We start from the raw sequence: 26935 nt of genomic DNA on the forward strand, positions 1-26935 counted from the left end.
ACAATTTTAACAGATTTATTTATTTTCAAATAGTTTGTGACACATTGGGATATGGTATCAACCAATTAAAGCAGAGGGTCTTTTATTCCCGCGTCCTTAAATCCCTTGGCGCGCAAAAGGCAGGCCGGACATTTGCCGCAGGGCGCTTTCCCTCCCAGATAACAGGTATGAGTAAATTTGAGCATTTTCAACATACCTAATTCACGTGCCAGTTCCACAGTTTCTTTTTTGGTTTTATGAATGAGCGGTGTATGAATGACAAAAGGGAACTCCATGCCCAGAGAAATGGTTTTCTGCTGGCTCTTTATAGTCTCTTCACGGCAATCCGGATAACCGCTGTAATCCACCTGGGAAACACCCAGTACCAGGTTGGGTATGCCCTGTTCGTAAGCATAGGCCGCGGCAATATTTATAAAAATCAAGTTCCTGCCGGGCACAAAGGTGCTGGGCAAGTTATTCTTTTTATTTATTTTTATAGCGTTTTCTGTAACCAGAGCATTTGACGATAAATCTTTATAAAAATTTATTTTTATAACTTTATGCTGCACCTGAGCCAGTTTGGCAATCTTTCGAGCGCAACCTATCTCCCGCTTATGCCTCTGTCCATAGTCAAAGGTAACGGCTTTTACAAGTTTAAACTTTTTTTTGGACCAATACAGAGCAGTTGTAGAATCCTGACCACCGCTAAGAATTATAAGCGCAGCATGTTTGTTGATATTCATCGAGGATGATTATATCATAAATTCCTAACCATTAATTATCTGGTTTAATTCACTTATGGCGTTATTCAAATGTTCCGCCTGCGCGCTTAACTCCTGCGCTGTAGCGGCAGTTTCTTCCGCACTGGCAGATGTTGTCTGAGTTACCTTGCTTATCTCCAAAATAGATTCATCAACCTGATTAATACTATTGGACTGATCATTATTAGCTTTTACCAATTCTTTAATTGTTTCTGTTATCTCCTGCACACCTCCCACGATTTTATTCAATTTTATTCCTACATCATCTGCAACCTGCACACCGTTTTTTGTATGTTTTTTAGCACTTTCCAGAAGACTGGCAGTGCTTTTTGCGGCTTCAGCACTACGCTGTGCCAGATTTCTCACCTCTTCAGCAACCACCGAAAATCCTTTACCGGCCTCTCCGGCTCTGGCTGCTTCTACCGCCGCGTTCAATGCCAATAAATTGGTCTGAAAAGCTATATCATCTATGGTTTTTAATATTTTGGCTGTTTGATTGGATGATTCGTCAATAAGCTTCATAGACTCAGACATATTGCTCATAGAGTGAGTGCTGCTTATTGCTTCAGATTTTAATAAATCAATTTTAAAATCCGTGGCATTAGCATTTTCAACTGTACGTTTTGTCCCGTTAGAAATTTCCTGTATCATTGTTGATGATTGTTCAACTGATGCAGCCTGTTGTGTAGCTCCTTCTGCCAATTTTTGGCTTGCCTGATTGATCTGTTTAGCCGCTGATGATACATGCATTGCCGTTTCTGCTAACTGTTGGACAATTTTTATAACCGGCTTAACAATCATATCCGGCAGTAATAAACTGCTAATACCAATTAACAGTAGTGAGATAACGGCGCATATAAACAAGAATGCATTACTGGTTTTTATAATTATATTCGCTGCTTTTTCGTCTTGTATATTTCTTTCGGAAGCCAGTTGTACAACCTTATCGATTGTTTGTCGCTGCTGTAAATAAATACTGTAAATTTGCGGAAGTAAATTTTCCATAACTTTACGATCGTCTTTGAGTGCCGCAGGTATATATTCATTGCCAACCAAAGCATAGAATTTTTTTGCATAGGTGCTGGCGTCCCCAATAATTAACCGTTTTATTTCACTATCAGCCAAATCTTTTTGCCAAAACAACAGTCTGTTATTATAATCTTTTTCTAAAGATTTTAATTTTTCAGTTAATGATTCTAATTCATTTTTATCCAACGCAACATAAATTTGTAAAACTACCAAATAAGATTCAATGATATATTCCGGAGGGGGTAAAATATCAGCAATAAGGTCTTTGCCCTGTACAATTTGTTTATATAAAGGGCCATTTACCTTAACCTTACTGATCGTGGACAAAGCGCCTATAATAAAGAAAACGAACAATAATCCTATGGTTAGGTAAGTAAACAACAATTTTTTCTTTAAACCCAATTGTATAAGCATTATTGCCTCCCTTTATCAGGTAATAATCAAATAATAGCTCCGGGATATATTAATTGTCTACATAATTACGTAAATTTACCACATTTTTTGCAGGTATTTCGTTACAATTTTTTGGATAATGACTAATTATCAACTAAATTATGTCAATATTACGTTTTTACCGAAAACAGCATACAACCTTCTGCCCTTTTATTTTCCAGCAATTTTTGCGCACATTGAACGATAAATTAATTGGGTAAAACTATGCAAAAAAAAATAATTTCTGATGGCATTGCCCAAAGTTACATCAAGGTCCACCGCAACCTTGATTTCCTTTATTCTTCCATACCGCGCATATCCAGAAACCAGTTAAACGCCGAACTAAAAAATATTTATCAACAAGCAAAAAACGTGGGTATTTATTTTGATCAGCAGGCTGAAATAAAAATCGGGGAAGTAATCGTTAAGTTTCTTCCCCTGATAAACTTTCTGCAGCAACAGCAAAAAAAGGTTTTTGTTGTGGAACCTTCACATATTTATTTAACCGAGCTAGCCGAAGCATGCAAAGATGTAACCCTAATTAATACTAATAAAAGACTGGCGGAAAAAATAGATTTGCTTTTATCCATGAGCGTATATCCATGCGGCATGACAAAAGAATACAGCAAACTACTGCCATCACAAAAAATAATAGATATCAGGCATTTGGCCAGAAATGTAGGAGAACTTTGGCCGAATCACGCAAGCCAGACCTATATTTATTTATTAAGCGGACTGGCCGGCATCAAATATTTTCCTGTTTTGCCCGCCGAACTTGAAATAACTGTTAAGGACCTTTTATCGGCTAAACAAAAGCTGCATGATACTTTGATGAAAAAACCGAAGTTTTTTCAGGACACATATAAAAAATGGAAGAATTCCACAAATTTTATTTTTAATCCCGGCGTTGGTGTAACCAATAAGGTCCATTATCAGCAGTTGCGCCAGTGGCATAAAAATAATTTTATCGAGCTGGGCAAAATGCTGCTGGATAACTATCCCGGCTCCAATGTTTTTATTTACAAAAGAATAGAAAGCGAAGCCATTGCTGATGATATATATAAAACACTGCATAAATACTTCACCGGACGAACCTATATATTTATGCGCCATCCTTTTCGTCAGTCAATTAATATGCCGGAGCTGATTGCGCTGATGAAAGATATAATAAACGTGGCTATAAGCCCGGATACCAGCTTTATGCACCTGTCCGCTGCCGGCAATATTCCAACAATCGGAATATTCGGACCAACTGACGTACGGCAATGGGGCGCGCTCAGCTCTGATCCGAAGAATGTACTGCTAATTGAAAATAACAGCTGCAACAGCAAAAGTGTGAATGCCGACGAGGCTATCTGTCTGCGTTACGGCTGTGAAAAATCCTGTATTGATGAAATAAGTCCGCAAGCAATATTTAACGCTTTGCCATATTTTTTAAAAAGGAACAACGATGATTAAACAAAAAATTGTCAGTATAAATATACAAATGTTCAAAAATTCTTCTTTTCTGCAGGATGTTCCGCCAGTGGAATTTGAACATCAGGTACCGCGCTGCGACAAAATGATATTTAATCAGGCGGAAAATATCGGAGTTGTTTATGATTATGACAATTTCATGAAACTGGGAGAGTTTATTTTAAAATTCATGACAGTGCTCAGTTTTTTGAAAAACCATAACAAACAGCTGTATTTTTTTCCGATGAAGCACGATTATCTGCTGGACATTATCAGCAGGGACCCGGACATAAAAATTATTCAGGAACAGGAAGCCAAAAGTAAAGTACAAATGCTGCTGCATTTTGATTTGCCCCTGGGTTTTGCTCGACAATATGTGGCGAAAACTTTCCCCAACACAAATATTATCAACTTAAATAACACGTACTTTAATACCTTAATGAAAGTATGGAATAATGGTAAAAACACAACTCGCAGCCATATTACTCATCAAGGGACTTATACACATGTTTCGCAGACTGATATTCATAAACTTTTCCATCTGGCAGGAGAGGATTATAAGTTGACCTTACCAGACGAACTGAAAACCATTCAAGCAGATCTTGATATAGCGCTTTTCAAACTTAGTGAACAAATAAAAATCTACAATTCACATTTTTCTATCAAACATGAAAACTGGCAGAAAAATACCAACTTCCTTTTTAACACCAGCGTAGGAAGTTCCTTTAAACGCAGTTATCAGGCTTTGAGACAATGGAACACTGAAAACTTCACAAACCTGGGGTTAAAACTTTTAAGCGATTACAACGAATCAAATATTTTCATCTATAAATTTGAAGAAAATGACCAGACAGCCGAAGATGTGTATGCGGCACTTTACAAGCATTATCCCGCGCGCATAACAATCATTAAAAATAATTTACCTCATCTGGTTATGAATATCAGGGAAATTACAGCTCTAATGAAGGATATCATAAACGTGGCAATAACACCTGACACAGGATTCGCGCACCTGTCCGCAGTCGGCAATATTCCCACAATCGGTCTCTATGGCGCTACTTCTGTGAAGCGCTGGGGGCTGATCGGCCCGGACCCGAGCAAGCTTATCTCCATAGAAAATACAGCCTGTACTTCGAAAAATCCTCTGGCACTGGAAGAATCCTGCCTGTTTGAAGGCTGCAACAAAGCACAGCCGTGCATTAATGAAATAAAGTCGGATAAAGTGATGGAGGCGGTGGGGGTACTCGTGAAGCGGGAAGCGGGAAGCGGGAAGCGGGAAGCGTGAAAAGTGAATAGTGAAAGGAGGCTCAAGGCTCGGAAGGGCTCGGGGCTCTGGGGAGGTAAGAGATAAAGGGGTAAGTTGAATCGTGGAGTCGAGTCATCCTGAGCTTGCTTGCCGCGCCGACTTGTCTCGGCGAAGCTTCAGCGAAGACGGAAGCTTTAGCGTAGGCGGGACAAAGGGTGACGGGAAAATGAAGGGCGAAGGAAGAAGGATGATGCCCTCTAACCCTCAAATCTTCCAATCTTCCAGCCTGCTAATCCCCCAGCATTTTCAGCAGATAAGGATTGGCAGTGAGCATTTCCAGATGAGTGGCTTCGTCCGGGCGGCGGAAATCACGAGTAATTGTCTTCATCTTTTCCTGAATAATTCTAGCGGCTTCTTCCACAGGCTTATCCATAAGCCCCCATTTCTGAAGGGTACGCCAGGTGAGGAAGATGGGAAGGTAGCCGGCTTTGAGAGCGTTAATTTCACGATAGTTAAAAGTTTGAAAATTCATTTTTAGTTGTTCCATATCCATTCCCAGCAAGGTATCCAGCTTACTGTATTCATTTGCCGGCATATTCTGCTTAAGGCCAACCAGCAATTGCCTGAGTTGCTGCAGGTTGCGATCTTTATGCTGTCCGCCAACGGTATCCATGAGCACATTACTGATAGACCGGGCCAGTAAGTACTGCTGCTGAGCGTCCAATTTTATAGCGAAATTTAATTTTAGCATTTCTGAGACATAAGGTATGCTCCAGACCATTTTTGTTTTATCCATATATTTTTCAGAGGGCTTTTCATGGAGAGCGGGGTCGATAAGGGTTAGGCCGTAGGGGGAAGTAACTATTGAATCAGCATTTAATCTGGAAATCATTAAAAGGTCACCGTATTCTATACTGGTACTACTAGAATTAAAATGATGTCCTTGTTCACGGGCATTGCTCCCATTAACTAACTCCAAAGGATGATTGTGAATCCAAGAAAAATTATAACCTACATCCTCATTCTCACGTGATTTGATCATTAATAATGGGGTAACTTCAACAGTCAATATATTTGAGCTTTCAGGAATATAAATATATTTTTTTGTTGCGGTATTTTCTTTTAATAAAGATAAAAGCGCTTTAAAAAGTTCGATTTTATTGAAATCTATAGTTTGAATACTAATATCGGAAATTTTAACATCCTTTGCCATTACATACTTTAGATCTTTGCTCTGCAAATCAACTTCAAAATATCGGGAAACTTGTTCCCATTTTAAATCCTTAAAACCACTGTTGATAAAAACACTCAGGATACGTTCTTTGGAAAAAGATTTATATAACGAAAATATTGTAATTTCCTGTTTATCAGAAAATGTATTATTAACAGATTTTAATTGGGATAAACCAAGACTTTTCAGGCTTCTGGTATTTTTAATATAATCTTCCACAACACTCTTTGTCTCAACGGAAATATTTAATGTAAGAAGATTTTTCAACTCACTCAGAAAAACATCATCGCTTTGCAGAGTTTGTGCTATTAAAGGTAAGTTCCCGTATTCTTTTATGGAAACTAGTTTATTATGCGCTTTCATGGCTTAATGAAAATCCGACTGCTTTCATTTTATTCAGAACATAGGCCTTGATGTCGTTTTTATATTTTTCATTATCTTCTTTGGTAGCGAAATGCTTCATCATGTCTTGATACAAATCTGTTTCTTTATTCTGAATAAACTGCATGATGTGATTTAAAGCTGCCGTATCGTTGCCGGCCACCTGGCTAAAAAAGTTAATCCAGAAATTGCCGGTTTTTTCTTTTTCATCACGAGTTCTTTTTAAAATCAGTTTTTCCGTAACATTCATAAATTTCTTAATACCGTCCTCAATTTCTTTAAAACTCTTGTTTACACCATTAAACTTGTAGTTCATTGAAGTAATTTCTGTGTGAACTTCAGTAGTTATTTTTCTGTACCAGGAGGATAAAAAATTAAATATGTCTTCGAAATCCTTGTGCATGGCGATAAAATCTATTTCCTTATTTTCATTCATATACTTTAGAATGATTGAAAACATAATAAAATTGTAAGGATACATGAAGGTTGTATCTGTATCCAGAAACCAGGCGTCGCTCATATATATATAAGCCATTTGTTTTGCTTTCAGAACGTTACCTTTTATAATCGCTGTTTCCACCATATTCTTCATAGGGCCTCTGATATCATGTTTTACAGGTATCCATTCTGTGAGAACCTCTGTCAAAATTGATAAAATATTTTCTTTATGCATGGAAAGAGCGTTGGCCATAAGTATTTCCGTATTATTTATATTACTATCTTCAAAAGCGTCATGGGCCAGTTCATGATAAACCAGGTTTTCCATCATAATCTCAAGAAATATATCCTTTTTTTCAATAAACTCTTCCTTGGAATTAACATTAAAAGCAGAAGTAACGGCTGTTTTTATGCTTTCGGCGATATTTTCTTCGTCTAGCGCTGACAAGGATTCCAATTTGAACATATCATTATCAAACACCGGCAGCCATTTATTATGGAAAACGTATTCGCATACTTCTTTTCTGATCGCAATAGAATTTTTTTCAATAACCGCGACAATATAATGAACACTATTGGGTGTACGCATTTCTTCTTTGCTGAAAAAATGGATGAAATATTTTCCGTAATTGATGGTCTTAGCCACGCCAAATATGATAGATTTAAAGGAAGTGGAAGCCCCCATCATTATGCGTCTGCCGGAACCAATTATTTCCAATATATTATTTAGATCCTCAGTTTTATTATCGTCAAAATCCTTATCCAGAACTTTTATCTGAAGATTATTTATAATGTTTTTTAATTGATCTTTATTCAAATCTGCAAGTTTATATAATTTCTGAAGTTTTTCAATGACTTCTTCAAATTTTGAGTAATCGTTAAAACTTATTTCTTCACTGACCGGTATATTCAGCACCAGTCTGATGAAACTTAATTTCACCCTATCTTCTCCGGCCTCTGTCCATTCTCCGGTCCTTTGCATATAAGTGAATTGCGCCGCAGCGTAATATTCTACCTGAGCATATATTTTGGCTTCTACAATTTCCCTGAATTTCTGTAATATCGGTTCGGGATTTGCAACATTGGCTTTTTTCAAAACATCAATCAATTTAATTTTTTTGCTTAAAACAGGGGTGCTGAAAATTATTTTGGAAAATTTCTTGTTATATTGTTTTTCCAAATCGGAAAAACTGACTTTATTGCTTACTTCGATTACGTTGCTACTTTTATTGTGTGACATTTTTGAACCCCCATTTCTTTGTACAGGCCCTTACATTTGCAAGGGCCTGTATTAATTAATAAATTATGGTTTCAAAGCTTCTGCTTTTGAAGCGTCTAAATTTGCTGCTGTGGCTGCTGCGCTAAACTGAGTTTCGGTTAATTCAAGCGGTTTTAACTGAGCTACTGCTGCTTCTTCAGTTATAGTATTTGCCTGAACTCCTGCTAATACTGTAGTAGCTTTTACTACATTGTCTTCTTCTGCTCCTGCCAACCCTTTTACTGTTGGGTTAACGATACCACCGGACAAATCTTGTCTTGCTGCTGCTAAAATTGTAGCTGGCATTTCAGCGGCTGTTTCTTTACCTGCAGGTATTTCGAGCGCTGCGCCGGTTTTGCCTGCGTTGATCTGTGCTTCTGTTGCGCTTACGTTCAGCATATCTGCTGCTTTTAACGCGTTTACTCCTGTTAAATCCTGCTGCGCGGCCTGTGCCGGATTTACTTTATCCTGGTCAATGACCACTGTTTGCTGACTTTGAGTTGTTACTTGATTTTGTATTTTCATTTTAATTCTCCTTATTTATATTGATTTACGAACTATTTTTTTACACTCCAGATATCGTTATTATCTAACACGCCCCTTTCATAATTTAATTTTTTATTTATATTAAGATATCGACGAAAAGATGGTTATGTTGCAGAAATTTTAAGCATGATATATCGATTTTTTATGTTTTTAATAGCTCTTCCAGATCTTGAGCTTTAATAGTGGAAGATTGCTGTTTCTCAAGCAAATTTTTGAGGTTCTTTAAGAAATTTCGATCTTTTTCAGATCCTGTCTCATCAATGCCGCTTTGAGACAAAATTGCCATAGCCATAGCTATCTCCATACTTGAACCGTGTAAAGAAATTTTGCTGCCAGCCAGCGTATCGGTAGTTGTAACTTTATTATAATTTTTTAATTCCGCCGCTTTTCGCTGCAATTCATTTTTAAGTGTTTTCAGAATAGATTCTCTGATTAAAACATCTTCTTCTTTAATCATATTTTCAAACGGTACAAAACTTGATTGTTTATCCTGATAAGTAGGCGCAAAGTAACTGACAAATTTGCCGAGATAATAATGGGTACTGGCAACAGCCCTGAATAATTTCTTCTGCTTTATCTGATATAAATGATAAACTCGTAACAATCTATTTTTCATAAATAAATTTTCTTCTTTGGACAAAGCTACATTGGATTTTATCAATTCCTCCGCATTATCCTTAAATACAAGCTCATCGACATCCGGGTCCTCAAAAAATTCAGACCAGAGGTTTTCGGCATTATACCCGAAAATACCGATAATCTGTTTTTTGGGTACCATTTTCTTGCCTACTTCATTGGCAACGAATTCCCTATATAAATCAGCCGACCGTTTTTGTACGGATTTTTGATAATCTGTTGTCCCTTTTATATAATCGTAGAGCTGTGTACCGTATTCTGTACCCATGAACATACCATCCATTATCAACAAAGCCTGGCCAACGCCTGGAATAAATTTGCTCCCCACTCTTCCACCGAGTTTGATCCCGACTTTTTCCAGCGCAAAACGAGTTCCAGCGCCTAATTTCTGTATAGCTTTGCTGTTATTTAATAAGTCTATAACTTTATTCGCATATTTATAAGCCGCTGCATCGACAACAGTACCCACGCCTACTTTTGTGATGGTTTTAGCAACCTCAGGTGTTATTCCTACCGAAAGCAAAGTATGCGCGATTTTTTCATTATCAAACCCCAAATTATTTGTTAACTGATCAACATAGTTATCCAGATAATGGCTGGGCATAAAATAAGCCAAACCACCCAAGGCCTGTGCTACCCCTGAAAATAATTTTTCTTCATAATAATCATAGTTTTTCTTTCCATCCTTCCCAAGGATCGTTTCCAGGGCAGGGTCTTTTAAACGCGAATAAAATGTGCAGGCCAAAGTGCCTCCCAAAAGAACAAGAAAACTGCTTGATGTCCTGCTTAATTTCTGAATAGTTGTTATCAGTTTGCCTGTTGCCTTAATTGTTTGCGGATTAAAAGCCTTTAATATCTTCTGCATTGAAGCTGACCCCAACATAAAGAAACCAAAGGACCCTGCTCCATCCACAAACAATTTACTCTGGTTCATATATTTTTTCGCTTCTTTTATTTCCATATCCAGCATGCTTTTGAAAATAGGGTCACTTCTTTTTTGCTTGGAATAGGCTATGTATTTTTCTTCATTCCCCAGAGAAACAGATGGGCTTATATTTTTTTCTTTATTACCATGAATAAGAATGTCCTGAATAATATCAATGACAGCCACCTCTTTAAATTCCAGGAGGAATAATTCTTTATCCGCGATATTGTTTGCTTTACAAAATTCCTCAATTTTTTGATCAAACTTGGTTACATCCGGGAAAATTTTCAATCTTTTTAAAATTTCCTCTTTAATCTTGGTATCAAATTCCTGGAAATTGAATTTTGTTTCTATTCCGAATAAAGATAAATCCATGAGCCAGGTTTTCCGGTACTCTGCCAAAGCCATGATCTTGGCAATGCTTCGTTCCCCCTCAGTCGGTAACTTTTCCTGAATTTGTTTGATACAGGAATTAAATTGTGATTCGACATCCATGTTGTTATCAATATTCAAAGGAATCTTAAGGTCTTTGGCTATTTGAACAAGAGCCTGAATATAAAAACGCTTTTCAACCATAGCCTGAACGGCAGTTATCTCTTCGCCGGAAATCTGAGCTTTCCCCAACATTTGGCGAGCTTCTTTTTGGGCCAACTCTTTAAGTTTGGAATCCCTGGCATTACCGATTTGTTCATTTTTATAATAACGAAAAACTCTTTCTTCCATCATATTTTTGTCTAGATTGGCAAGTCCTTTAATAGTATCAGGCAACATGGCAAAGGCTGTGATGCCATGGCCCTGACGAATTCCAGCGATATAAGTAGCTAAAGCTGTTTTATATTCAAAGGCTGTGAAATTAGCAGCACCCTCTTTACCCTTATGAACAAGTTCCTTATATTCGGGCAATTTGTGTTCTATAACAACATCTTTAACAATACCGGCCAAAACATCAGCGATGAAACCTGACGCGGCGCCCTGCCCCATTTTATAAACTGTAGTCATTGTCTTGGATTTACTAATAAAAACATTACTGAGTAACTCGGCCCGTTTGAACCTATCTACTACTTTCAATATTCCTCCGGTTAAAAAGAATTCAGCTAGATTTGCTCGTGTCTCCGCACTGTCTAATTTAGCCTCAATTTCCTCCCGCGTTCCTTTAATCTCCAATAATGGTCTGTCAACAGTTTTAACCCTGGTTTTTTCGTTATAAACCCCCGGGCCTTCCACTGCCGCATCTATCTGCTCCCTGATATATTCCTGGGGAAATCCTTCGAGCGGACTAACAGCCAATCCTTTGTCAGAAGCTTTTTGAATGACCTGATATGCCGTATTTCTTCTTTGAGCAGCTTTTTGATAATCTAGTAATTGCTCAGGCTTAATTTCAATTTTAATAACATCTGACTCGCTACCCAATTCAACTGTTAAACCTTCTTTATTTTTGTCTTTTTTTGCCACATATTCCAAGGCAGAACGAATAAATTTATCTTTCTTTTCCTGTGGAAGACTATCATAAGTAAGTTCTTGCCCATTGGCTTTCAATAGCTTTTCTATTTCAGCCTTAAAGTTTGCTTCAGCTTTCTCAAATTCCTTTTTGGCTTCCTGTAATTCGTTTGCGGCAGTGTCACTAATAACAAATTCATGCCTGAACTTGCTCTCTATTATATATGTTCTTCCGGGATCTACTCCTTCCCGTAATCCCAGTTTTTCCCAAGCTTTTTTTAGAGTATCCTCAGCTATGACCACAGGTTTTTTTGTTTCAGCGGGTTTTGGCTCGGTTCCTTTGGTCTCCGGTAAAGGCTGCTCAGCACCCGGGTTTTCTGTTGAAACTTGCGCGGAAGGTTTACTGCCCGTTGTACTTTTCTTTCCTTCAGCAGGCTCAGCAACGGCAGTCGCTGCCTTCTTGCTTCCTTTAAGCTGTTTTTTTCTACTAATACCTTCCAGTTTTCTTGTGGCTTCATCATAAATCTTTTGCGCTTCTCTGCCTTTATCTATTTCTGTTTTTTGCGGATCATCAGCTATTTTCTGCAGTTCAACGGAAGTTTTGTCGATAACTGTCTGATAAGTCTTTTTTATCTTGATTAATGAAGAAACAATAGGCTCGCCATTTTTATTAAAAACATCCTGCAGCATTTTATATACAGACCGGTTATTACGATGAAAATGCATCAGTAAATATAGTTTCGCTTTGCCCCTGGCTTTATCCTCAACTTCTGCGCTATTTAACAAACCGACAATACTATCCAGCACACCATTTTCACAAAAATCAGCTGTTAATTCGGCCAGTTCATGCATACGCCTGGGGAAAATTTCATTAGCCTTACCAAATTTAGCCTTGAATCCCGAAATATGCCCTTCCTCATGCGCTTTTACAAATTCTATAAAAATTGCTAAATTTTCCCTGACTTTTTTCGGGTCCTCTTTTAACATCTTTTCCCAGTCTTCCTTACATTTAATCCCCAGACAATCGAACATCTTTCTGGCGTCGGAATTGGCACCGCTGTACCCGAAAGCTTCTTTGAGCATATCCTGCATATAATTTTCCAACGGTTTTTCCCTGATAATAACTTCATATTTATCATCATCACCAAAATAATTCGTTTTTTCTACATAAACCGCTCCCAGTAAACGCAACCCCGGTGAAGCCTGTATCTCTCTTTTGATTGTAAGTGTTCTATTCCCCTGGTCATGCTTAATATCTACTTCTCCGAGAATGCATTGTTTATCCAGAAAAACTATCTGTAGTCTTGAGCCTTCGGCCCTCAAAATCGTATTTAATTTTTTGATATCTTCAGGTTCTTTTAAGTCATATTTATAGTTTTTATATTGAACTACTGTTTCCGCCTGTTTATTATTTTCTATATAAACCTGCCTAATCCTGTCAGCAAGTTGTATCTCCAGGCTTGACCTGGAGCCCCGCTCAACTCCTTTTACTTCACATTCCGAAGGGAAAAAAAGTTTGGTGAGGTTCCTGGAAAGTATTACCCCGTCGCTTGAATAATCGTATAGCGGTCTTTCTCCCATTACACGTTCTATAAACTTGAAACTCCGGAAGAAACCTTTTTTGCCCTGCACTATGCCTTCACAAACCTCTTTGGTCATATGCCGGGCCATCTGCTCAAAAAGCATCTGCTGATATTCATTGCTGCCAAATCTCAGTGATTGTTCTTTATTTGTTCTGGTATTAATAAGCTCTATATTTTCACCAAGATTTCGTTGGATCAAAGCCAATTTGGTGGTTATAATTTTTATAACTTCCCGACGATGTACTGGGTCTGTTATATTCTGTGCTGAATTGTAAATTACTTTCATAAGACCTTCTTTAAATTCAGCCATACTTTCGATATTAGAATTCTGGTCCAGTTTAATCCCTATTAATTTTGTTTTTTGACTTAAAAATTTCAGATACTGTTCTCTCAATTTCTGGTCTGTAACCAGATCATTAATATTTTTCACATTGTTTTTTTTCACAAATTCTTCGGTTGCCGAATCGATTACAACTTCGTAGATACGTGTCATCAGACCGGGAATATCTTTTATTTTTTCCAGGTCTCTTCCGCTTTTATATTGGCCGGAGTCTTTGAGCATTTCCACAAATTGCTTAGGTAACCCATCGGTATCTGCCTGGGCAGCCATTTTTTCCGGACTTTCTCTTAATACAAGTTCATCATCCTTTGGATTTTGAAAATATTTTTCTAATAGTTGATAGTTGGAACGAATTTCCTCAGGCAAATCAGCTTTATTCAGTGCCGGCTTAGCTTTTTCCCAGAATGAGTCACCTTTACTCAGTAAATCGGTAATATGATGTATAATCCTGGAAGTTTTCCCTCTGGCTTTCTGCATCGCGCGGTTGGATTCTATGCCTTCCCTGTACTTCTGCACACCGGCAGCCTGCTGCCCGTCAAAAAACTCAATGTTTTCATTGGATATCAATTCCCTTAACTTTCCATATTCTGTAATGTCACTTGTGTCTATTTTGCTCTTATCATCAATCAGACCGTATTTAATTAGTAACCGACTCTGTTCTGTATTAATAATATTAAATGCCATCAGGTCTCTGGCCATTTGAAAATAATAAATTTTTTGCTTCAACTTTTCCACAATATTGCGGCTGTTTTTTCCTAAGTCCGAATGTTTATCAAAATCAAAAATATTAATCTCTGATAAAACCCTGTCTGTTTTTATTTCTAATTTTGGATCTTTTTTTATTTTATCCAGTATTTTGTCCAGAGTTTGTCGTTCATTTTGGTCCAGATATTTGATAAATTCATTATAATCAATATTCAAAAGAGCATTGGGAGGGTAATCCGGTTTGCCGATCACTATAGCGTCACGCACCCTACCCTGCTCATCCCTCATGGCAGTAACCTTAAATATATCCCGGAACCTTTCCTCACCGGACAGCAGCATGTCTTCCAGAGAATATATACCGTAAATTCTCCCTTCTTCCCTTTTTATACCTGAAGTTCTGGCTAACCTGTATATTTCCTGAATATAAAAAACAGAATCCGCTTTTAACTGAGTGGAGAAACCGACGATGCCTTCATTATTATAACCCTGAGCTAGTTTCCACTCTAAAAATTTATACTTATTTTTTTTCTGGGCATCCTTTAAAGCTTCGCCCAACATCTGTACGTCCACTGCTCTGTTGGTATTGGCGGAAAGCAGTACCTGAATAAACCCGTTACCGATTTCTTCTATATTTGTCTGTTCCTTTTCTACAGCAGTTGTCTCTTTTATCAGGTTTATTTTGAAGCGTTCTGCGTAATGACCTTTTTGCCTGAGCCCTGATTTGGCGGCATGTGCTTTATTAAATTCCAAAGCTTTTTTGTAAGCTTCCACATAATTATCCCCACCAAGTTCTTTAAGAAGTTCTTTGGCAAATTTGGCGGATTCCGGATTTTTGGCAAACTTTTCAGTTAATTCGCTCTTTCTTTTGGAATCTTTGGTTATTTCCATTTCCAAAAGATCAAACAATGTCATTAATCCCTCGTTTACCGATTTGATATCCAGCTGAGCTCCTTCATGATATTCATAATAAGGAATATGTGAAAGGACCGAGTTCCCTCTGACCAATTGTTGGGCGATACCCAATATCAACTTGTTACGCTGAGTAGCAATATCCTTGCACATAACCGAGGTATCAATCTTTAATTTCCGTGGCACATGCGGCCTAATGGCCTTAGTATCGATACCGGACTTGGCCGTTGATTCCGAGTAGTCCAGCATGGTCCCTGAGAGATAAATAAGCCCTTTGAATATTTTTACAAAAGCATCGGTTGTCACTTCCGCGGGCGGAATATCAATTTTGGTAATTCTCATTCTTTCTTTGGCTTCTATACAGTTATGTATCCTGCCCTGTAATTTTCTGCCATCCTGAATTCGGCGCATACCCATATCTATGAGCACAATCCTGCCGTCAATTTTCTGATATTGCCTGCCTCTTACATAAATTACTTCAGCAACAAGCATATCGCCTGCCAAACCTTTAATAAAATCTATTTCGCTCTGTTTAAATTTTTCTTGCTTTATAAGCCTGTCCAGTTCTTTCAGGCCATTTTCAGTGAATATGGCTGATTCACCGTTTTTAATAAACATTTCGTGATTTTCCGAGTGCAAAGCAACCAATTTTTTTACAAGTTCATAACATTTTTTATAGTTGGCTTCATCAGGTGAAAACCCCATACCGCTTATACTGATAATTGCCGGGTTTATTCCTTCTATATTTTTATTTTTATCAGCTTCGTCCAAAATATAATTATATATTTCGCCGATAGTAATGGGCAAAACCCTTTTCTCCGGGGTAAGCCCGTCGTACAGCCTTCTGAACTGCAGATCGCTGTGTATGGTATAAACAACATCATTATTATTAAAAATTCCTCTGGCTCTCTCTATATTTTCAGCGTCAGCAGGAGTATATTCGTCTACATTCATTTTGAGAAATTTAAATATTCTCTTCGTTGATTTCACACCTGCCGCTCTGTCAGCATCGTTCGATACGCCGATTATAGATTTCTCACCCAACAGATATTTAATAAAAGCTATACCGGTTATTATTTTGGTTTTACCTTCGCCGGCATTAGCGTTAATCGCGATACTATCATTTATTACAGAAAAATAAGTGGCAGTTAATTGTTCAATAAAAGGAAATTCCTCCGGGTATGCCGCGTTCCAACTCATAGCCCAGACCTCCATCGCGTTTTTTACAAAAGTATGATACCTTTTGGAGTTTTTACTGACCTTATCTTTTACAATTCCTTCAGCTTCTTTTTTTATTTCCGCTAATTTCTTATCAATTAACTTTTGTTTTTCTTCCACACTTTTTTCTTTATAACCGGTTTTTACCAATTCCTGAATGTTTTTATTAACTTCCTGGCTGAAGAGTTCGGCTTCCATATAATTTTTTAAATTATCTTCCACATATCGTAAAAAATTGTCAGGATTTGTCGATTTGTTTTGAGATGATTTAGACTGAATAATTTTTCTGATATCCGCTTCTTTTTCCTGCCAGTATAACTGAAGTAACTCTTGAATGGATTTTGCATCTTGAAGATTATCTATATCATTCGAGCCAGCTTTTCTCCAGGCCTCCAGACTATTTATCAGATCGGGTTTTGTTTTTAGCCATTCCGAGAAACCTTTATTAATATCGGACGCAGTATCAAACAGTATTTCCGTTGCTTTCCATTTATCCACTCTGTCCGGATCGTGCTTAAACACTTTTTCCGAAAGATGCTTATAAACCCATTCCCTATTAATTGTATCTCCATTACTTTTTCTATTTTTTACTTCCTGTAAAAAATCTTCAGCTTCAGCCTGTGTCAGATGCTCAATAACACCATCTATTAATGTCTTTTCCGTTGCATCCAATTTTATTTTATTTTTTTCCAGATTACTAACAGTGCCTGTTAGTAATGATTTTGCCTTTTCTTCTGCAATCTTTTTTGTTTTGGCTCCCGGTTCCCAGTCCCTGACCTCCGTCTTGGCTAAATCAATTACCTCCTTCAAGGCCTTCCTGATATCTTCCTGAGTACCGGCCAAATATCTGGATGGCAGATGCAGGCTAGCCTCTCCACCTTCCAGATAAAGAAATTCTTTGGCAGGTCTATCCAATATCAACTCAGATTTGCCGGACAATTCTGTTTGAACCGAACCAAAAACTATTTGTTTCAATCTTATCCTTTTAGTTGTTATTTCTTTAGTGTCAGGGTCCTGATGCTGGACATCAATAAAATATCCTTCGGCATCTCTATTCTCGGGCAAATATTGAGGCAGATTATCAATTATTTCATAGAGCCTGGGTACTGCTTTGCCCTCAGCAAATTTTAAATAAGAATGATCTTTGTCTATTGCTATAACCTGTTTGTGAGCATCACTTTCGATGGTGTTAATCATATCAGCGTGATGAGGACTTTTATACTTTTGTGTCAGTGCTTCTATCTGGCTACCCTTATCCTGCATAAATCGCTGGAAATCTTTGTAACTTCTGATTGAAAAACCTTTTGCCAAAGTATGTGTTGAAAATAACGTATTAAGGAATGCCTTGGTATAAGGCAGCCCTTTAGCCAAAATCGGCACCATAATTCTTTTAAAAAGTATTTCTTCTTTGATAATATTAAACCGCAATCTCGCAAAAAAATTACCATACTTCTGGTCAAGTTTATAAAGGGTCCTTATGGCTGCTTCATAATTGGAAAGGTCTCTACTTTCAATATCCTTTCTCTTTTCATATTCTTTTTTTAATGCTTCTTGAATATTAGCCTTAAAATTTAAAAGAAATTTAGCTGCTTTCCCGGCCAACTCCGGCGCGTCCTTTGCTTTTTCGACCTTAGACGCTACATAATTCCAAATAAATTCGGAGGCTTTTTCAGGATTCTTTGTAGTGAGTTTATTAACAATATTATCTATTTTTTGATTATAAAAATTATTAAATTTTTCAGCGCTAATTCCAGCTTTTTTCCCAGCTTCACGAGCAATCTTTGATTTTCCAATACTATCCGCTATTGAACCCACAACTCCCTTTTCACAAAGAATATCCAGTATTCCTGAACTCTGGTCTCCCATTTTTCTAAATCTTTCAGCGCTTTTCGGGTCTACCTGATCAGCGATGGCATTAGTCATATGCCTTAAAATTCTAAGTTTACTTTCTTTGCTGACTTTCTCATGGGATAACACTTTCATTAAACGAACCGCTTCCCAGATAATTTTATCCGGCGTAAGAGTTCTGCCGGCCCAGCTATTCCAAAACGACTGCCCGTTGCGCGGCATCATGAAATAAGTCGCTATTAAACCGATAAGCGCAGCCTGCGGGTAATTCTTCTGTTCCAATTGATCAAAAAATCCAAGAAACCCGAGTAAAACCAGGGCATTATTTCTGAAAATCCAAATACCTCCAGCTAAATCAATTCCCGTACCGCTGGCTTCCTCAGCCACCTTGAGCCAGCTTCTCTGGTCTACTGTCCAGTTATTAGGGTCCATTTTGGAAATATTGGCTATTTTTTCATAAAAATCTTTTTTGGAAGATATGTCCGGATTTAATAACACTTTATCTAATTTCTGATATGGAGTAACTGCGTAAAAATGCCATCCGGCCAATAAAAATTTAACATCCGTGGCAATAGTAGGACCTACGACAGCTTTCATGGCGTCATAAGCACCATCTAAAACAGATGAATGTTCAACTTCACCTTTTGTTCTGGCTTCTCCGGGTTTGGATTTTTCTTGTTCACTTTGAACTGATTTTCCTTTGGAGAACATATTATATACAGGGTCTACCCATTTCATCAAACCCTGCTTGCCGTAATCAGCTGCAACATTTAGAGAATCAGCTTCTTTTACATATCCCTGTAAATCTTTACTTTTCTCGGTAAAATACACCCTTTTTAACCTGGCACCGGGATTTGCCACTTCTGTCAGTAATTGAGTCAGTACGAAAATATAGTAATGCTTGAAGTCAAGCCGCACTGATTCCGCGGTTATATAAAAAGGTTCATTACCTGTACCTCGTATTCCTTCCCATTTTTTTATGTAATCCTCAACAAACTTTTTTTCCTGTTCCGGCATGGATTGCGCTTTTGTTCTGATCATGGCGATTATCATATCTACTGAACTGTTATTCAGTTGGCCTGGGGCAAGTTCCATATTGTTATTAAAATAAATTGTCAGTATATCAGGATTAACCATTTGATATTTGTTGGCGTAACCGATAGCCTTGTCAAAAGCGCCTTTAATTCCCAAAAATACCGGGTCCACGCCTATTAATTTTTTTAAGCGGTATTTTGTATTATCATATAAAGGAGTATTATATCCGGCCGCAAACGCATCCCAATATTTTCCAACCGGTTCGATAATATCTGTAAGTTTCCCTTCTTTGAACTTTATTAAGGGAACAGGAATATTTTCCTGATTTATGGAAAGAACAATCTTATTTATTACGGTTTTCAGTATTGCGATATCTTCAGAATCGGAATCGAATACTTTCAGAGAATCAAAGCTTAATTGTTCAGCGTCAAACTTTTCCAACCCTTTTTTTAATAAATCAAAAATTTCAGAGGCGTGATACGATTTGCCTCTCAAGGAAAACTCTGTATTTTTGCCAAGCGCAATGTAAACCAGCAACTCATAGAACCCCCCGGAATATTTTGATATACCAAGCGTGGAGAACCATTCCTGAATATTCTTTAGCCCGCCTGAGCGGTCCTTTAGTTCGTCAAACATCCATTTTACAAACTTGTAATCATACTGTTTGGTGGCATTATTATAAAATTCCCTGATCCACTTTCCGGCTGCTTCTTTTTCCCTCATATCTGAAACAGGGTTATTGTAAATTTCTTTTTGTCTGTTATAACTCCATAAAATTTTAGGATCCTGTTTGGCATAATATAAAAGTTTAATTTTTAATACCGAGTCAGCATCGAGATTATCATAATTTTCCGCGGCAAAACTATTCTGGAAACTGCCCTCCAGAGTTTTGAAGAAAACATCGGCCCTCTGTTCCAGAAAACCTAAGTCCAGGGTTAACATCTGTTCCACATAGTGCAGAGATTCCAATTTTTTATTTAACTTATTCAAAACATCAAAAGGGCTGTTTTTTATTTTTAAATTTTCTCTGGTAATAGTTTGAATATTGTTTGCTTCACAATAATTAATAAGATTTTTCAAATCTTTGACATAAATCAGTAACAATTCATATGCGCTCTTTTCCAAACATTCAACCAGCGATTTTAATTGCTGAAGCGAAAACTCGTTCACTATAACAACACTTTCCCTGTTAAAACCTGACAGCAAAGACATATACAAAAAGTTAAGCAGGGCAACAGGTTCTTTGTATAAATATGAAGGATTGTAGGAAATATCGGTTAAAGCCTTACTTTTGTCACTGATCTGTGTTTTAAGTTCACTTATATCTTTATCTGTTAAAGGTACAAATTTTCGGTCAACAAGATTAATAAACTTCAAAAATTCCTTCAGAGTATCCTGATTTTCGTTTTTTTCTGACAAAAATTTGTTTAATTTATCGATATCGATGCCCTGCTTCAAAATATATTTCAAGAAATAGTTATGAACAGATATTCCCTGTTTACCGGCTTCCTGCTCTATACTCTTGTACATTTTGCTGTTAGTCAAAACGTCAATACAGCTTATCCCGGACCCTCTATATCTGATGATTAATTTATTCTCAAGTTCCTGTATGTCCTTTTTACTCATAGTAAAAATTTCAAGCGAATCTGCTCCATTAAGAACCGTTGTCTGAGCCATTTGTTTCTCGAAATCCGTAAAGAATTTAATACTTTGTTGTATTTCAGGGTTATTTGAATCTAAAACTTGCCCCTCTCTGGAATCTTTTATAAATTTGTTTATTCCTTTTATTTCATTGGAAACACTGTGCTTGAAAGAATTACCCAATCCCACTGTTTGCCAGGCAACTTGAAAATTCAAGTCAATATTTGAGTTATCATCATCCAGCATGCCGCCACTTTTTAAAAGGTTCAACCTGCGTTTTAGCTGCTTAATATCGTCTTCAACTTTAGAGGAAGAATTTAGATTTCGATACTCGTCCTGTTTATATATTTTCGTTTTTTGCTGACTGCTGAAAACTGTAAAATCCGGTGAATCTTCTAATTTAGACTGAGCAAGCCATGTCTCGATTTGATTGCGGGTTTTAATAACTTTATAATTGGCTTGAGATTGATTTATATCATGAATTCTTGCATTAATCTTATTTATTATATTTGTACTTTTTTCATACAATGATTTATCGTTTAACATTGCATTCAGATTAGTTACATCTGTCAGAAGATAAATCATTAAATCTTTTTCTGAGCTATCCTTGCCCGAATAAAAAGGGTAAAAATTAGTAAATATATCTAAATAAAAAAGCTTATTATTAATCATGCTTTCATTTTTCTTTATATACTCAAAAAAATCAGCAAATGTTAATTCATTTACTTGTTTTTTTAAAGTTTCAGCGAATAATTCAATGCCCCTGTTTTTTCCATAAAAATCTTTTACTTCCTGAATGCTGGGAATATAATTTTTGAAATCCAGATTAGCAAAATTTTCTTTAATTTTTTTGGGAATATTTTGATTCGCTTCATTAATAATGCATTTTTCTATCTCAAATTTTTTCTTGTTATATTCAATTGTATTATTTTTTGCCAAAACCTTTCCCATGTCCTTAGCATTTAAATATTTATTATCCCCTGTTAACAAATAAAACAACCTGTCATCGATAACACTTACTTGCTTATTACTTATATTTGTAATAATAAATGGGGACAAATTGGCAAACAAATCCAGATAAAAAATCGGATCATCAAGCAAACTCTTGTTATTAACTATATATTCCTGCAAAAAAGCTGCCCAATTGTTTTCAGCTTCTATGTTTTTTATGTCTTTACCAAGTGATTTCGCGTAAGCCTCGATCCCGTTTTTTTTGTAAAACTGAGCAATCTGCTGTTTATCCGGAACATATTTTTCAAAATCAATTTTTGCAAAAGCATCAATTACTTTTTTATGTATTCCGGCAAATTCCGGTTTAAGTTTATTTATTTTAAAATTACCTAAATTTAAAGAATCGGCTGCTGCAGAAGTTTGATCCGCCGGTTTTTCTTCTCTGACAGTGGCTATAATTGCCTGTTCATTATTCTGAATAATTTGATGTAAACCTTTATAATTTCCATATATTTTCAGGTTATACACTGAGTTTATCTGCGATACAGCCGGATCTAGCTTGGCTAACTCTTTATTTGTTTTCTCTATTAATTCATTTAAATTTGTTCCTATCGGTGATACTACTCCTGAAGCCGGCATAAAAGAATCGTCAATTTTATATGCAGGGAATAAATGTTTCATGAACTTCAAATGAACGAAACGCTTGTCTGAAAGAAAATCACAAAAAAAGAAAGCTTCTTCACCGGTTAATGTTGAAGGGTTTTTATCAATGATGACTTGATTTAACTTTAAATAATTTAAAACAGCTTCATCTTCACTGACTGTAGTATGTTCTCTCAAATATGCATCTATACCCTTGCCCCGGCTGTAAAAATTATTTATATCCGCAAGAGTAAACGCATATTTCTCCGGTTTTTTAATTTTTGTTTCAGGAGTTTCTTGATACAGCTTGTATAACCGCTCAACAAAACTTTTTAACTCAGGATTATTTTGCAAATCTTTGATGATGTTTTTCCAATTTATATTATTAGAAAAAACCAGGATTTCATCCTCTGGATTTATAAAGAATTCCCCAAGATGATCCTTTACACCAGGCAAACTTTTCAACAATTCATCTTTTTTTATTTGCTTACCTCTCGTTAAATCTTCGCTATAAAATGATTTTTTTATCTCGATATTTATCCTTTTTTCTTTTTTCCCGTCCAGATCTGTCCAGACAAATAAAAGCTGACTTCCCTTCGTTTTTAGTGCTATGGGGATTTCAAAGTTGTTAATGCCTTCTTTAAAAATCCACTCTCCCAGATGATGTTCCTGGCCATCGGTAGCAACCTCTTTAAGCACTACTTTACCGGCCATAGTATTAATCGAGACATTTCCCATACCATCGGTTAGAAGCAGGTGGTTATTTATAATGAGCGGCTGAATTTTTTGAGTTTCAGAATCATTATCCTGTTTGCCAGCTTTTAATTTATCGCGCGCTATTTCTTGCACTGCAGCCTTATCCTGCTGTTTTAACTGCAATTGTGCCCAGTCCACGAAATCAGCAGCAAATAAAGCAGAGGCCTTTTCTAAGGGCATCATTTCTTTATATTTATTCTTGATCCAGTAATCAACAAATTTTTTAAACTGGTCCTTTTTGAAGCTTATTTTTACATCTGTATTATCGGCTTTAAGGATAAAGTTTACAGAATCACCTTCCGGCCCGAATTTGCTCATTATGGCATCTGTAAAATTTTCCTGAGAAAAAGCCTCATAAGCTAATTTAAACGCTTTGGCACCTAATTGACGTTCGGGAAGATATTTGCCCCAGTCTATATTCTTTATTTTTTCTTCAGGCAAATCATTGTTGTTTGTTTTGTTTTGTTCCTTTGAATCGAAACTCATAAATTTCGATCCTGTTAAACTTTTCTTTATAACATCCTCAGGTTTATATAAGCCTTGTCCAAGTTTGGCATAACTATCAGCCATCTCCGGGATATCTTTTAAAAAAATTAATAAATCATCTAACGTAAGTTTTGATTCATTTTCAAAATATATTTTCATGGCCTCTTTTTTTATAGAGCTGTTTTCAGAGATAGTTATAAAACCATTTTCCAGCAATTGTTTATTCAATATCTCCAACTCTATTAGAGTGTTAATGATGGACAACTGCTTCACTGTTTCTTCCCTGTCATCACCGGCACAGTTAATATTAAACATATTCAATTTTTGTCTGAGGGTTTCAACTATTTTATCCTGTCCTCGATAGGCAATAATAAATTCAAGATCGTTTCTGTCGAAACTTTTTTTATTCTGCAGCTTGTCCAGAATGATCGATTCATTACTCGCGTTTTGGTTGTTATTTTTGAGTAGCCATGATTGTATAGCTGCATTTTTGTCACTTGAGTCTGCCAGTTTTAAGAGATCACCATTGGTCATTTCCTGAGAAACATTTTTTATATAGGTTTTTAATAATTCTAAATTTAATACTAAGTTTTTTTGATTTTTATTAAAATTAGTTAAAATCTCCGATATTGAGGTACGGATATCTATGATATCTTTATCTTTAAGGTCCCCTTTGATATTTAAGGTGTCGGAATTCTTGTCCCATAATATAAACAGGTCCAGCAGATATTCCAGCACTGATTGGTTTTGAGTATTTTCATCGGTCAAACCATTAGCGATTTCAGCGCCGTTTTGCGCCGAAATTTTGTCTAATTGTTTAAGCTGATCAATATTTAAGTTTAAGCTGAAAATATAATTCAATTTGCCGGCCAGCAAATTGATGTCATTTATGGATAAAGATATTTTCTCTTTACCTGGCAAAGAGAGCTTTGCGCTGTTCTCGTTAAATGTTAGTCTTATTCCTTCAACCATAGTTTACTCAATACAATTTTATTACTATTAATTAACCGCAATAGGTCTTTTTGCGGCCCCCCTTCGTGAAGCTCGCTCACCTGGTTTTAAGTCTAATGGTGGGATAGTTTCAGGTTTGTTAGCTCCTGTTGTTTGAGCGCCTGCAGGCGGTGGTGTTTTTGGCGGGTGAATAACCGGTGACTGAGGCTGAGCTGCCGGAGGTGTTGCTACGCTGGGTTTGGTATCAACACAAAACACAATTTCATAATTTCCTTTGACTATACGGTATTTGCCAGGTTTAAGGTTTGGAATTGTACCTTTGTAATTTTTACCACTTAAATTACTTGTTTTTTCTGTGATTACAATTCTGTCAACTATATCTTTATCATTTCCTAATTTATAAATACTTTGTTCACCGACAAATTCCTGAGGGAAAGCATATTCTTTATTAATTTCCATTATAGGGATAATTCGGAAATCATATTCATCACTATTATTTTTAATTTTATATTGTCCCGGTGGTAGTTCAGCTGGCGCTATAAATTTGCCTTCCTTATTTACACTTACTTTTATGTCTTTACCTTCTTTTTTTACAGGAGTCTCAGTATTATTGGGTTTTATTTCAAATACTGGAAATTCTTTACCAGCAAAAACAGGCTTATCTTTAATAAAGAACGTTCCACCAATTTTGTTAATAAATGGAAATTTGTCAGGCATTTCTGTAGCAACACCGGTTATAGTAGTTTCTTTGCCCTGCAATTGGTTGCGCATATACAGCCAAAGCACAAAACTGTGAACAAAATCAAACTTGAAACTTCCTTGTTTATCGCTTGAGTAGGACAAAAATTTCTCAAATATTTCTTTACTTACAGTTACTGCTCCTGATTTGGGATCGTCTTTGAACGTTACAGTCACTTTTCCACTACTTTCCTTTATTTCGGCTTTATCACCAGCAATTTTAATCCCCTGAGTAATTTCCTTCATAACAGCAGTTTTGTTTTGTTTTCCTTTCAGAACATCCCCAAGTTTATTTGCTTCTGGAGCAGCGTTCTTTATATTCCCAACTTTTAATTCATCTACCTTGCCAGCAACAGGATAATCCACAAAATTTGTAGCTTTTAAACATATATCCAGCATCTCTGCGGCTGTTTTAGGCGCATCACACATTAATAAAGAATAACCCTTAATAATATCCGGTAACATTTTTAAAAAATTACCAAGTTTTTCCAGAGTCAGATTCTTGTTGCCGAAGTATTTAACTATGGCTTCTTTGGAAATACCATCTATTCCCGTTTTGTCCTGCTGCAAAAGGCCATCGGTTAGTAAGCCAAAGCCTTTCAATTTTTGCAAAACAGCAAACTTGGCATCATCATTGCCATTTATTAAATTTACTATTTCAGCTAGCTTCTTTTTAGCTTCCGGTGTGTCTTTTAATTCTAATTTCTGTAACCAATTTTCTTCAGGATTATTTTTAGGTCCAACTGGAGGAGCCGGGACGGCTGGCGGAGCAGTTGGGGCTGGTGGTACAATCAACTGTTTCTGAATAGCCTCAACTAACTCGGCTTCGGTTATATTGTTATCAGGAGTACGGTCCTTCTCTGCTTTATCTGCTTCGTTAAGGTCTAATAATGTTGCAGGGTTACCACTATTTGTCCCAATTTTTTTTATCTCTGTTGCAACAACGGCACTGTTAAATCCTGACTTACTTGTATTATCTTTAAATAATTTAGTAATATCTTTTAATTGCTGAATAGACGCTTTAAAAGAATCTTTATTATTATGTTTCGTTACAAGGTCAATAAGATGTATATATGCTTTTCCATCATGTTTGTTTAAAGCTTCTAATTGTTCTTTTGTGATTTTAACTTCCTTGATATTATTTCGATTTAAGACGGCGTTGATTAAATCTGCAGTTTTTTGAGTATTAGCGGCAAACTGCAGAGTAAAATCGCCAATTTTTATTTCTCCCATACCTCTACCTCTCTTTCACAAGCCAACCTTTACCCGGCTTTTGGCCATGAAAAGGTTGAAATATTCTTTGTTCCATCTAAATTGTGCCCCGTATCAAAATTTTCTAAACATCAAATATATAAAAAAACAGGGGCTTGCACCCCCG

The 26935-nt window shown here is 36.6% G+C and carries 9 protein-coding genes; 2 read left to right on the forward strand and 7 right to left on the reverse strand.

What is annotated here, in order from left to right; all coding sequences use genetic code 11:
* Positions 1 to 65: 65 nt before the first annotated feature.
* On the reverse strand, positions 66 to 716 hold the full coding sequence (queC, locus tag PHV30_01915) for a 7-cyano-7-deazaguanine synthase QueC (protein ID MDD5455769.1): 651 nt from the start codon (positions 714 to 716) through the stop codon (positions 66 to 68).
* A 30-nt stretch (positions 717 to 746) separates the two neighbouring features.
* Positions 747 to 2183 carry a methyl-accepting chemotaxis protein gene (locus tag PHV30_01920; protein ID MDD5455770.1) on the reverse strand — a complete coding sequence of 479 codons (1437 nt, stop codon included), beginning with the start codon at positions 2181 to 2183 and terminating at the stop codon, positions 747 to 749.
* A 243-nt stretch (positions 2184 to 2426) separates the two neighbouring features.
* Here PHV30_01920 and PHV30_01925 point away from each other — a divergent pair, with 243 nt between their 5' ends.
* A complete protein-coding gene (locus PHV30_01925; GenBank protein ID MDD5455771.1) occupies positions 2427 to 3659 on the forward strand; it encodes a glycosyltransferase family 9 protein in 1233 nt (410 codons plus the stop codon).
* Entirely contained in the window at positions 3652 to 4941 is a 1290-nt protein-coding gene (locus PHV30_01930) for a glycosyltransferase family 9 protein (protein ID MDD5455772.1), read from the forward strand. The genes PHV30_01925 and PHV30_01930 overlap by 8 nt, the downstream gene beginning before the upstream one ends.
* A 250-nt stretch (positions 4942 to 5191) precedes the next feature.
* On the opposite strand, the gene PHV30_01935 is transcribed toward PHV30_01930, so the two are convergent.
* The 5 genes from PHV30_01935 to PHV30_01955 form a co-directional block, all read right to left on the reverse strand.
* A complete protein-coding gene (locus PHV30_01935; GenBank protein MDD5455773.1) occupies positions 5192 to 6496 on the reverse strand; it encodes a hypothetical protein in 1305 nt (434 codons plus the stop codon).
* Positions 6483 to 8192, reverse strand: coding sequence for a hypothetical protein (locus PHV30_01940; protein ID MDD5455774.1), 1710 nt, complete (start codon positions 8190 to 8192; stop codon positions 6483 to 6485). The genes PHV30_01935 and PHV30_01940 overlap by 14 nt, the downstream gene beginning before the upstream one ends.
* A 63-nt stretch (positions 8193 to 8255) precedes the next feature.
* Entirely contained in the window at positions 8256 to 8735 is a 480-nt protein-coding gene (locus PHV30_01945) for a hypothetical protein (GenBank protein ID MDD5455775.1), read from the reverse strand.
* 163 nt (positions 8736 to 8898) lie between these two features.
* The gene (locus tag PHV30_01950) at positions 8899 to 24840 is read right to left on the reverse strand and encodes a hypothetical protein (GenBank protein ID MDD5455776.1); all 15942 of its coding nucleotides are present in this window, start codon (positions 24838 to 24840) and stop codon (positions 8899 to 8901) included.
* A gap of 27 nt (positions 24841 to 24867) precedes the next feature.
* Positions 24868 to 26790 (reverse strand): hypothetical protein, encoded by a 1923-nt coding sequence (locus PHV30_01955; GenBank protein MDD5455777.1) that lies wholly within the window; start codon positions 26788 to 26790, stop codon positions 24868 to 24870.
* Positions 26791 to 26935: the final 145 nt, after the last annotated feature.

Source organism: Candidatus Margulisiibacteriota bacterium (assembly GCA_028715625.1).
Taxonomy (GTDB): Bacteria; Margulisbacteria; Riflemargulisbacteria; order GWF2-35-9; family GWF2-35-9; genus JAQURL01.